Raw genomic sequence first — 11,423 nt, forward strand, 5'->3', positions numbered from 1 at the left:
GGCGGGCCGCTGGCTGGAGGTGGCCGGCTCCGGCCAGGTCCACCCGACGGTGGTGCGCAACATGGGGCTGGACCCCGAGAAGCACATCGGCTTCGCCTTCGGCATGGGCCCCGACCGGCTCACGATGCTGCGCTACGGCGTCAACGACCTGCGCCTGTTCTTCGAAGGCGACATCCGCTTCCTGAAGCAATTCCGATAAAGATCCGGCAGAAGTCATGCAATTCCCCGAATCCTGGCTGCGCGCGTACTGCAACCCGCCGCTCGCCACCCAGCAGATCGCCGACACGCTCACGATGGGCGGCATGGAGGTGGAGGAGCTGCGGCCCGTGGCGCCGCCCTTCACCAAGGTGGTCGTGGGCGAGATCAAGGAGGCAGTGCAGCACCCCAACGCCGACCGCCTGAAGGTGTGCCAGGTGGATATTGGAGATGCGGCGCAAGCGCCGCGGGGGCAGGGCACGCTGCTGACCATCGTCTGCGGCGCACCGAATGCACGCCCCGGCATCCGCGTGCCGACCGCGCTGGTGGGCGCCGAGCTGCCGCCCGGCGAGGACGGCCAGCCCTTCACCATCAAGCTGGGCAAGCTGCGCGGCGTCGAGAGCCAGGGCATGCTGTGCTCGGCGCGCGAGCTGAAGCTCTCCGAAGACCACGCGGGCCTGCTGGAGCTGGATGCCGCCACGGCGCCCATCGGCGCCGACATCCGCGAGGTGCTGCAACTCGACGACCACGTGTTCACGCTCAAGCTCACGCCCAACCTGGCGCACGCGCTGTCGGTGTACGGGGTGGCGCGCGAGCTGTCCGCGCTGACCGGCGCACCGCTGAAGGAGCCCACCTTCCCGCCGGTGCGGCCGACGACGGACGCGAAGCTGCCGGTCAAGGTGAGCGCGCCCGACCTGTGCGGGCGCTTCAGCGGCCGCGTCGTGCGCAACGTGAACACGCAGGCGAAGACGCCGCAGTGGATGGTCGACCGCCTGGCACGCTGCGGCCAGCGCAGCGTGACGGCCCTGGTCGACATCTCCAACTACGTGATGTTCGAGTTCGGCCGGCCGTCGCACATCTTCGACTTCGACAAGATCCACGGCGGCCTCGACGTGCGCTGGGGCCGCGCCGGCGAGCGGCTGAAGCTGCTGAACGGCAACACCATCGAGGTCGACGAGAAGGTCGGCGTGATCGCCGATGACCGCGAGGTCGAATCGCTGGCCGGCATCATGGGCGGCGACGCCACCGCAGTGTCGGACGCGACGAAGAACGTCTACGTGGAAGCGGCCTTCTGGTGGCCCGAGGCGGTGCAGGGGCGCTCGCGCCGCTACAACTTCTCCACCGACGCCGGCCACCGCTTCGAGCGCGGGGTGGACCCGAGCCAGACCGTCGAACACATCGAGTACATCACGCGGCTGATCCAGGAGATCTGCGGCGGCGAGGCCGGCCCGATGGACGACCGGGTGGTGAAGCTGCCCGAGCGCAAGCCGGTGCAGCTGCGCGTGGCGCGCGCCTCGAAGGTGATCGGCATGCCCGTCTCCGAGGCGCAGTGCCTCGACGCGTTCGCGCGCCTGCGCCTGCCGGCGAAGGCCGAGGGCGGCGTGATCACGGTGACGCCGCCGCCCTACCGCTTCGACCTCGCGATCGAGGAAGACCTGATCGAGGAGGTCACGCGCGTCGTCGGCTACAACGCGCTGCCGACCACCCCGCCGCTGGCGCCGATCACGGCGCGGCTGCCGGCGGAGAGCCGCCGCAGCCGCTTCGCGGTGCGCCGCCTGCTCGCCGCCCTGGGCTACCAGGAGACGATCAACTTCAGCTTCGTCGAGGCGCACTGGGAGAAGGAGCTGGCGGGCAACGCCGATCCGATCAAGCTGCTGAACCCGATCGCCAGCCAGATGGGCGTGATGCGCTCCTCGCTGCTCGGCTCGCTGCTGCAGGTGCTGAAGTTCAACCTCGATCGCAAGGCCGAACGCGTGCGCGTGTTCGAGCTCGGTCGCGTGTTCGTGCGCGACGCCTCGGTGCAGACCACCGACACCACCGTGCGCGGCGTGCGCCAGCCGATGAAGGTGGCGGGCCTGTCGTATGGCGACCCCGACGGCCTGCAGTGGGCCCGCAAGGCGACCCAGGGCGACTTCTACGACATCAAGGGCGACGTGCAGGCGCTGCTGTCGCCGCTGCAGGCCGAGTACGTGCCGGCGCAGCATCCCGCGCTGCACCCGGGCCGCTGCGCCGCGGTGCGCGTGGCCGGGCGCGAAATCGGCTTCGTCGGCGAACTGCATCCGCGCTGGCGCCAGAAATGGGAGCTGCCGCATGCGCCGCTGGTGTTCGAGCTCGATCTCGAAGCCGTGACTGCGCGCCGGGTGCCGCAGTTCGAGCCGGTGCCGCGCTTCCAGCCCGCCGAGCGCGACATCGCCGTGATCGTGGGCGAGAAGGTCACCCACGACCAGCTGCTGGCCGCGATCCGCTCCGCCGACACCGGCGGTCTGCTGCGCGACGCCAACCTGTTCGACGTCTACAAGCCGCAGCAGGCCAGTGCCGGCCTGGCGCTGGGCGAGAAGAGCCTGGCCGTGCGCTTGACGCTCGCCCGCAGCGACGCCACACTGACCGACGAGCAGATCGAGGCCGCCGTGCGTGCGGTGGTGGAGCGGGTCACCAGCCAGCTGGGCGGGCGCTTGAGGGGATGAGGATGTCCGATCTCGCGACAACAACAGTGCTGAAGCAGGAAGAGGAAGAGATGGAGTTTGCCGTCGAAAGCCTGGAAACGCCCGCGTTGACCAAGGCGCAACTGGCCGAACTCCTGTTCGAGCAGATCGGCCTGAACAAGCGCGAGTCGAAGGACATGATCGATGCCTTCTTCGACCTGATCTCCGCCAGCCTGGTCGATGGCCAGGACGTGAAGATCTCGGGCTTCGGCAACTTCCAGATCCGCACCAAGGCGCCGCGGCCGGGCCGCAACCCGCGCACCGGCGAGGCCATCCCCATCGAGGCCCGCCGCGTCGTCACCTTCCACGCCAGCCACAAGCTGAAGGAACAGATCCAGGGCAACGGCTCCTGATCCGCTGTTCCTCCCTCCCCCCGGGGAGGGCCCTCGCTTACATAAAACACCCAAAAACCAACGCCGGCGTGTCCCCCGCCCATGCCCGGCTTTGCACCGCGCGCGCCTTAGAGTAACCTAGCAGCTTTCTCTCCTAGTAGATTGATTTCAATGGAGAAAGCCCTCCCGGCGATCCCCGCCAAGCGCTATTTCACGATCGGCGAGGTCAGCGAGCTGTGCGGCGTGAAGCCGCACGTGCTCCGTTATTGGGAGCAGGAATTCACGCAGCTGCGGCCCATGAAGCGCCGCGGCAACCGCCGCTACTACCAGCACCACGAGGTGCTGATGATCCGGCGCATCCGCGACCTCCTGTACGACCAAGGGTTCACGATCAGCGGCGCGCGCAACAAGCTGCAGGAGATCGTGCAGGTCGAGCGCGACAAGCGCCGGGCCGGCGAGGTCATGCTCGAGGGCGTGGAGGAGGTGGTCGAGGAGGTGGAGGATTCGAGCTTCGGCGAGAGCCAGTTCGAGGACGCCCCGCCCGAGGAACGCCACGAGTTCGCCCAGAAGCTGCAGCTGCTGCGGCGCGAGCTGTTCGAGATCCGCGACCTGTTGATCCACTGACGCCGCTCGCGCGGCCGGACGATTTTTCGTGCTCGACCGCGAAACGCCTTTCGGCCCGGCTATAATCGTGGGCTCGGCGTGTAGCGCAGCCTGGTAGCGCACTTGCATGGGGTGCAAGGGGTCGCGAGTTCGAATCCCGCCACGCCGACCAACAAACGAAAGCCCGGTACCTGCAAAGGTGCCGGGCTTTTTCGTTGGCGCTCGCGCCGGCTGGCGGGCCTTACAAAGCCATACCCCCTTCTGAATTGTTTGCGTCGTGTCAATTGGCGACAGAGTGGCGCTTTCGTGGTACAGGCAAGTTCCCGTTGTCGCCATTGGCGTTTTCGCCGACACGCCGGTAGGAAAAAGGCTTCCTGTGCAGTGCAGCAGCCGATACAGCGCGTTGCATTCGCCTTGTAGTGTGCAAGAAGGCGTCTAAAACGTACCGCGTTTGTTTCCCCCCGGGCCGTATCAAGGGGTTCGTAAACCTCGACGGAGGTGACACGGTGTCCATGTATTTGTCCAAGTGTGCGTCCGCGGCAGCGGTACGCGAGGCCGAAGCTGCGCGCCGCAACCGGCTGGAAATCGTCCGTGCCCTCTCCCAGGGCCAGGTCTCCCGGCGCGAGCTGATCCGCTGGGGCGTGTTCACGTCGGCCGGCGTGTTGTCGGCGACGCACGGCCTGAGCCCCTTCGTGCGCAGTTCCTGGGGCGCGATCCCCACCGGCGTGCCGCGCAGCCCGCTGTTCGGCGCCATCCCGTTCACCCAGCCCATGCTGCGCTTCGACGTGCTGCAGTCCGGCGCCATGCAGGCCATGAACCCGCTGCCGACGCGCGAGGCCAACACCACCCTCCAGCCGGTCTCCCCGCACCTGGGAGGCGGCTGGGGCCCGGTGGAAGGGCGTCCGCCGGGCGCCATCTGGGCGCACCAGGCATTCGACGATCCGCTGTGCGCGCCGAAGGAGGCGTACCAGGCCACGCAGGAGGGTGCGAAGACCAATCCGGTCGGCGCCTACCACCCCGAGGTGTCGCCGAAGCTCAATAGCGACTTCAATGCGGCCACCATGCCGGTGGAGTTCCGCTTCCATCCCAGGATGCCGATCCAGCGGCCCGACAAGGTCTGGACCTTCAACGGCACCATTCCGCCCAAGCTGGTGATGGGCCGCTACGGCCATCCCATCCTGTTCCGCCATTACAACCGGCTCGATCCGAACCAGGCCAACAACGGCGGCTTCGGCATCCACACGATCTCCACCCACGAACACAACGGCCACCATGGGGCCGAGAACGACGGCTTCACCGGCGCCTTCTTCTTCCCCGGCCAGTTCTACGACTACCACTGGCCGATCGTGCTGGCGGGCTTCACGACGATGAACCGCCTGGCGACCGATTCCAAGGCGGGCACGCCCCGCGACGACGGCGGCGTCGACCTGATCCCCGGCGACTGGCGCGAGACCATGAGCACGCACTGGTTCCACGACCACATGTTCAGCTTCACCTCGCAGAACGTCTACAAGGGCAACGCCGCGATGTTCAACATCTACAGCGCGCTCGACCGCGGCAACGAGGAGATCGAGGACGGCGTCAACCTGCGCCTTCCGAGCGGCCGGGCGAAGAGCTGGGGCAACCTGGATTACGACGTCAACCTGATGCTGGCCGACAAGGCCTGGGACCGCGATGGCCAGCTCAATTTCGACATCTTCGACTTCGACGGCTTCCTGGGCGACCAGATGACGGTGAACCTGCTGTGGAAGCCCTACTTCAACGTGGAGCCGCGCAAGTACCGCTTCCGCATCCTCAACGCCTCGGTATCGCGCTTCTTCAAGCTGGCCCTGAGCGACGGCTCGCCGATGATCCAGATCGCCAACGACGGCAACCTGCTGCCGCAACCGGTGGTCCTCAGCCAGCTCGACGAGCAGGGCATCGCGGAGCGCTACGACATCGTCATCGACTTCTCGCGTTATCCCATGGGCAAGCGCGTGTACCTGGTCAACCTCGCCGAGCACAAGGACGGCAAGGGCGTGGCGGAGGATCTCAGCCTCTCCGAGGCCCTGTCCGGCAAATCGGACGACCCCTGCGTGGGCAAGTTCCTCGAGTTCAGGGTGGTGCTGCCGCTGTCCTACCCGGACAAGAGCCGGGTGCCCTCGACGCTGATCCCCAACCCCGACCTGTCCACCATTCCGGTGGCGCGCGAGCGGGTGTTCGAGTTCGGGCGCGGCGGCACGCAGACCACCCGGGACCCGGTCTCGACCTTCTTCGGCCCCTGGGGCATCGAGACCAACGACGGCGACATGCTGGCGGCCGACTTCGGCCGCATCTCCGCCGCGCCCCGGTACGGCACCCGCGAGATCTGGACGCTCAAGAACGGCGGCGGCGGCTGGGACCATCCGATCCACATCCACTTCGAAGAGGGGCAGGTCCTCTCCCGCGACGGCAGCGCCAGGAAGGTCCCGCCGTGGGAGCGCGGACGCAAGGATGTCTACCGGCTGCGCCCCGGCGGCACCGTGAAGATCACGATGCAGTTCCGCGACTGGGGCGGCATGTTCATGGAGCACTGCCACAACACGGTGCACGAGGACAACGCCATGCTGCTGCGATGGGAGATCGACGACTCGGGCGCGCCGATGCTGCGGCCGCTGCCCACGCCGATCCCGACCCCGCAGGGCGTCACGTTCAGGGATCCCACCGACATCCTCCGGTCCGCATACTGAACATGGGGAGCGAGCCATGAAGACGATGCATCGAGCTGCGGCTTCCGTCCTGCTGGCCTCCCTGGGGGCGGCAGCCTCCCTGGCGTGGCCCGCGAGCGCGGCGGCGCAGGCCACGCCCACGGAAAACACCGTCGTCGCCGTGGCAGTCGGAACGGTGGGATCCGAGGCCGCTTCCGAACCGGTGGTGTTCGCCGGCCAGGCCTCCATCACCGGCAAGGTGATCTACGACACGGTGTTCGGCGCCCCGCCGGTGCTGCAGCTGATCGTGGACCTGAGCCAGGTCACGGGGCGGGGGCAGCGCACCGGCACGGCCTACCGGGTCGCGGGCCAGGCCATCCTGCACCGGCCCCTGCAGGCCTTCGACGTGATCGATCTCAGTTTCTCGTTCGGGCCGGCGGGCGACTTCGCGCTGTCGCGTTCGGCCCTGGCGTCCTTCGGCGTCTACTACAACGCAACCAGCGGCGTGAGCACGACGCCGATGACCATTTCGACCCTTCCGCCCGCGTGACCTGCCGTGGGAGGAGGCGCCATGATCCGCACGATCCGGCGGCGCTGGAGAGCGCTCGCCCTCGCCGCCGCCGCGGCGCTGTGCGCCGGCGGCCCGTCGGGGGCCGCGACGCCCTGGGGCGCCGACTACTTCCCCAACGTGCCGGTGACCACGCAGGACGGCAAGACGCTGCGCTTCTACGACGACCTGCTGAAGGGCAAGTCGGTCGCGATCCTGCTTTTCTACACCAGCTGCAAGGACGTGTGCCCGCTGGAAACCGCCAACCTGGTGAAGGTGCAGAAGCTGTTCGGCGAGCGCATGGGCCGGGACATCTTCTTCTACTCGATCGCCATCGATCCCTGGGACACGCCGAAGGAGAACAGGAAGTACGCGGAGAAGTTCGGCGTCGGCCCGGGGTGGCTGTTCCTCTCCGGCAAGGAAGCGGACATCCAGCTGATTGCCCGCAAGCTGGGCCTGTCCCGGAGCATCGATGCGCAGACGAAGGACGGCCACGCGGCCAGCCTGATGGTGGGCAACGTGCCGAAGGGGACGTGGATGCGCAATTCGCCGATGGACAATCCGCAGTTCCTCGCCACGACGATCGCCAACTTCCTCGGCTGGAAGCGCAGCGGCCCGGCGCCCAGCTACGCCGCGGCGCGGCCCCTCGGCGTCACCAAGTCGCAGTACCTGTTCCAGAGCCGCTGCAGCGCCTGCCACACGGTCGGCGAAGGTGACCGGGTGGGGCCCGACCTGATGGGGGTCACGAGCCGCCGCGAGCGCGGCTGGCTGACGCGTTACCTGAAGGAGCCGGAGCGCGTGCTGGCCGAGGGTGACCCGATCGCCACCAGCCTGTTCGCGAAATACAAGCAGGTCCGCATGCCGAACCTGGACCTGGGCACCGAGGACATCGCCGGCCTGCTGTCGTATCTCGAGGCGCGCAGCCGCAAGTGATGCGAGGAGCTCGAGGCCCTGCGCGGCATAATGGCCGCGCATGGCCTCCGTCGTATTCGCTGACCTGGTCGGCAGCACAGGCATCTTCGAGCGCCTGGGAGACGAGACCGCCGGACGCTTCGTCACCCAGTTCACCGCTGCGCTGGCCAAGATCTTCGAGCAGCACCATGGCCGCGTGGTGAAGCTGCTGGGCGACGGCCTGTTCGTCGTGTTCACGCAGGAGGAGCAGGCCGTCACGGCCTGCATCGGCATCCAGGAGCGACTGCAGCGCGAGCCGGTGCGCCCCGGCGGCATCGGCCGGCCGGTGCAGATGCAGATGGGCATCGAGTCGGGCGAGGTGGTGGAGATCGAGGGCGACTGCTTCGGCGATGCCGTCAACAGCGCCGCCCGGCTGGCCGACCTGGCCGGCGCGCAGCAGATCCTCGCCACCCAGCGCGTGCGCGCGGCATTGCCGGCGCCGCTGCAGGACCGGCTGCGCAGCCTGGGCCCCATGTACCTGCGCGGCAAGAGCGACGCCACCGAGGTGTTCCGGGTCGAATGGCTGCCGGAGCACGAAGCCGAAGCGACGGTGATGGGCGGCTCGCTCAGCGGCCACGTGCCGGCCGAAGCGCACCTGGAGATCACCATCGCCGGCCAGCGGCTCGAGCTGCGTCCGCGCGGCGATCCGATCACCCTCGGCCGCTCGATGACGGCGGACCTGCCGGTGAACGACTCGCGCGTCTCGCGCCTGCACGCCACGCTGGAATGGCGCGGCGGCCACTTCGTCCTGAGCGACGCCTCCAGCTTCGGCACCTGGGTCTACTTCGGCAACCAGCCGGAGCCGATGGTGCTGCGCCGCACCGAGTGCTACCTGGTGGGGCAGGGGCAGATCGCGCTGGGCTGCGACCGCAACGCGCCCGAGGCGCCGATCGCCAGCTTCTCCGTCACCAGCTGACGCGTTCCCATGGCGCTGGAGATCCACGTCGCCGGCCCGGGAGTGGAAGTCACCCGCAGGCTCGAGCCGGGCGATCCCGCCCTGATCCTCGGGCGCGACAGCGAGTGCGCGATCTGCCTGCCGGACCCGGAGCGCAACGTCTCGCGCCGCCACCTGAGCGTCTGGAACGAGGGCGACCAACTGCAGTTCCAGGTGCTGTCGGTCGTCAACGGCGTGCAGACCGCGGCCGGCGAGCTGCCGCCGGGCGCGCACGGCGTGCTGGCGGCCGGCGAGGTGCTGGGCGTGTCGGCTTACCGCATCCGCGTCGTGCCGGTCGACGTGGCGGCGGCTTCCCTGGACACCTGGGCCCGGCTGCGCGACCAGGCCGACCGGATGGCGCCCGCGCCGGCGGAGGACGATCCTTTCAGCGAGTGGGGCTTCCAGAGCACCTACGGCCCGGGCGGGCCGGGCGAACCTCTCCCCGGCGAAGGCCCGGCGCCGGCTTCGGACCTGCAGGCCTTCTTCGAGGGCCTGGGCTTCGAACCCGCCGGCGGCGTCGGCTTCACGCGCGCGGAGCTGCAGGCGATCGGGCGGGTCACGCGCATCGCGCTGCAAGGGCTGCTGCAGGCCAGCGAGGCCGCCGCTGCCATGCGCCGCGACACCCGCGCGGGCGAGCCGGGCGCGGCGCAGCGGCGCGAATCCAATCCGCTGCGCGCGGAGGCGCCGCTGGAGGCCAAGCTCGCCTACCTGTTCGGCGGCGCCGCAGCCAGTGCGGGCCGGCTGCCGCCGGAGCGCGCCGTCGCCCAGCTCGCCACCGAGCTGGCCGCCCACGAGCAGGCCATGGGGCAGGCGGTGCAGGAGGCTCTGCGCGGCGTGCTGGCCGACTTCGAGCCCGAGGCGCTCAGGAAGCGGCTGCCGGGCGGCAGCGGGCGCCTGTTCGGGGCGGCGCGGGCCTGGGAGGCGTTCGCCCGCGACTACGGCGAGCGCATCGCCGCGGAGCCGCCCTGGTTGCATTCCTTGCTGGACCGCCATTTCGTGCGGGCGTACGCGCGTGCACTCCTGCGTGCGAAACGCAACACAAGGTCCCCTTCCGACGGCTGAGGCGCTCGGCCTTGGGCAGGGGGTGCGGGCTAGAATGCGTTTCCACCTGTTGCGCCACGGGCCGAAGTGACTCTGAAAAAGCTGGGACGTTACGAAGTACTCCGCGTCATCGGCAAGGGGGCGATGGGTGTCGTGTACGAAGGGCGCGATCCCAACCTGGACCGGCGCGTCGCCATCAAGACGGTGAAGGTGGAGAACCTCTCGGAGGAGGCCGCCGCCGAATACGAGCACCGCTTCCGCACCGAGGCCCGCTCGGCCGCCCGCCTGCAGCATCCCAACATCGTCAGCGTCTACGACTCCGACCGCGACGGCAACGTCGCCTTCCTGGTCATGGAGTACATCCAGGGCGACGACCTCAAGCACCACCTGGACCGCGGCGAGCGCTACTCGCTGGAGCAGTCGCTCAAGATCGTGCGCGACCTGCTCAGCGCGCTGGACTACGCCCACAAGCAGGGCATCGTGCACCGCGACATCAAGCCGGCCAACCTGCTGATCGAGCCGGGCGGGCGGGTGAAGCTCACCGACTTCGGCGTGGCGCGCATCCAGGATTCGGGCGAGGCCACCCGCACCCAGGGCAGCATGATCGGCACCCTGAAGTACATGGCGCCCGAGCAGGTGCAGGGGCAGAAGATCGATTCGCGCGCCGACCTGTTCTCCGCCGGCGTGGTGCTCTACCAGCTGCTGACGGACAAGCGCCCGTTCGACGGCGACAACGACTTCTCGATCATCCACCAGATCATCGGCCACAACCCGGCGCCGCCCAGCAGCATCAATCCCAGGCTGCCGCCGGCGCTGGATGCGGTGGTGGCCCGCGCGCTGGCCAAGGACCGCGAGGAGCGCTTCGCCACCGCGCGCGACTTCGCCGTGGCGCTGCAGGCGGCGATCCGGCGCGCCGAAGACCAGACCGTGGTGCCGCCGCTCAATCCGCTGCGGCGCTCCGAGTCGCTGTCGCGGCCGCTGACCAGCCCCGGCACGCAGCCACCGGGTGGCACCGTCCCCGGCGGCGTGACGACGCCGGGCAGCCCCTCCACGGTGACGCAGGAGCTCGAGCTCGTCTACTGGAAGGACGTCAAGGACTCCACCGAGCCGGAGGAGCTGCAAGGCTTCCTCGAGAGATTCCCCGCCGGCATCTAAGCCGACCTGGCCCGGCGCCGCCTGCGCAAGCTGGCGAGCGGGGAACTGACGGTGGCCGCGGGTGCGACCCAGCCCGGCGCGACGCAGCCCGGGGTTACCCAGCCCGGCGCGACCCAGCCCACCGCGACGCAGCCCACCGCGACGCAGCCCACCGCGACGCAGCCCGGCGGCCGGGTCGCGCCGGCGGCTGCGGCCGGTGCGGCCTTTGCGCCCAGCGTCTTCCCCGACAGCGCCTTCCCCAACCTCGAGGCTGGGGCGCTGCCTTCCGAGCCGGCGCGGCCCGCGGCGGAATCCCCCACCGCCTTCCAGCCGACGCAGTGGATCGAGGAGGAATACACCCAGACCGTGGCCGAGCCGCCGCAGGGTGCCGGCGCGACGACGGCCGCGGAAGGCTTGGCGCGATCCGCTCCCGGCCAGCCGCAACCGGCCGCGGCGCCGGCTCTGGCCGGGAAGAAGAAGGCGCCGGTCGCCGTGCTGGCCGGCGTGGCCGTGCTGGTCGTGGCCGGCGTGCTGGCC

General features: G+C 69.4%; 9 protein-coding genes, 1 tRNA gene and 2 pseudogenes. All 12 read left to right on the forward strand.

The annotated features are described in order from the left end of the window. A pseudogene (locus VFM98_RS13495) lies at positions 1-199 on the forward strand (phenylalanine--tRNA ligase subunit alpha); the annotation flags it as partial. A gap of 16 nt (positions 200-215) precedes the next feature. Continuing rightward, on the forward strand, positions 216-2,660 hold the full coding sequence (pheT, locus tag VFM98_RS13500; protein WP_325110435.1) for a phenylalanine--tRNA ligase subunit beta: 2,445 nt from the start codon (positions 216-218) through the stop codon (positions 2,658-2,660). Between the two features lie 50 nt (positions 2,661-2,710). Further along, positions 2,711-3,031, forward strand: coding sequence for an integration host factor subunit alpha (locus VFM98_RS13505; RefSeq protein WP_325110443.1), 321 nt, complete (start codon positions 2,711-2,713; stop codon positions 3,029-3,031). 150 nt (positions 3,032-3,181) lie between these two features. Further along, entirely contained in the window at positions 3,182-3,634 is a 453-nt protein-coding gene (locus VFM98_RS13510) for a MerR family transcriptional regulator (RefSeq protein ID WP_325110436.1), read from the forward strand. Positions 3,635-3,708: 74 nt separating this feature from the next. After that, positions 3,709-3,785 (forward strand) — tRNA-Pro (locus VFM98_RS13515). Between the two features lie 340 nt (positions 3,786-4,125). Continuing rightward, on the forward strand, positions 4,126-6,321 hold the full coding sequence (locus VFM98_RS13520; RefSeq protein WP_325110437.1) for a multicopper oxidase family protein: 2,196 nt from the start codon (positions 4,126-4,128) through the stop codon (positions 6,319-6,321). Between the two features lie 16 nt (positions 6,322-6,337). Continuing rightward, entirely contained in the window at positions 6,338-6,829 is a 492-nt protein-coding gene (locus VFM98_RS13525) for a hypothetical protein (protein ID WP_325110438.1), read from the forward strand. A 21-nt stretch (positions 6,830-6,850) separates the two neighbouring features. Then, on the forward strand, positions 6,851-7,759 hold the full coding sequence (locus VFM98_RS13530; RefSeq protein ID WP_325110439.1) for an SCO family protein: 909 nt from the start codon (positions 6,851-6,853) through the stop codon (positions 7,757-7,759). Positions 7,760-7,799: 40 nt separating this feature from the next. Further along, positions 7,800-8,693 (forward strand): adenylate/guanylate cyclase domain-containing protein, encoded by an 894-nt coding sequence (locus VFM98_RS13535; RefSeq protein WP_325110440.1) that lies wholly within the window; start codon positions 7,800-7,802, stop codon positions 8,691-8,693. Between the two features lie 9 nt (positions 8,694-8,702). Beyond that, complete coding sequence (locus tag VFM98_RS13540; protein WP_325110441.1) at positions 8,703-9,773, forward strand: type VI secretion system-associated FHA domain protein; 1,071 nt, start codon at positions 8,703-8,705, stop codon at positions 9,771-9,773. 66 nt (positions 9,774-9,839) lie between these two features. Next, entirely contained in the window at positions 9,840-10,907 is a 1,068-nt protein-coding gene (locus VFM98_RS13545; protein WP_325110442.1) for a serine/threonine-protein kinase, read from the forward strand. Between the two features lie 51 nt (positions 10,908-10,958). Further along, positions 10,959-11,423 (forward strand): annotated as a pseudogene (locus VFM98_RS13550) (hypothetical protein); the annotation flags it as partial.

Origin of the sequence: Ramlibacter sp., assembly GCF_035706265.1 — a bacterium.
GTDB lineage: Bacteria > Pseudomonadota > Gammaproteobacteria > Burkholderiales > Burkholderiaceae_C > Ramlibacter.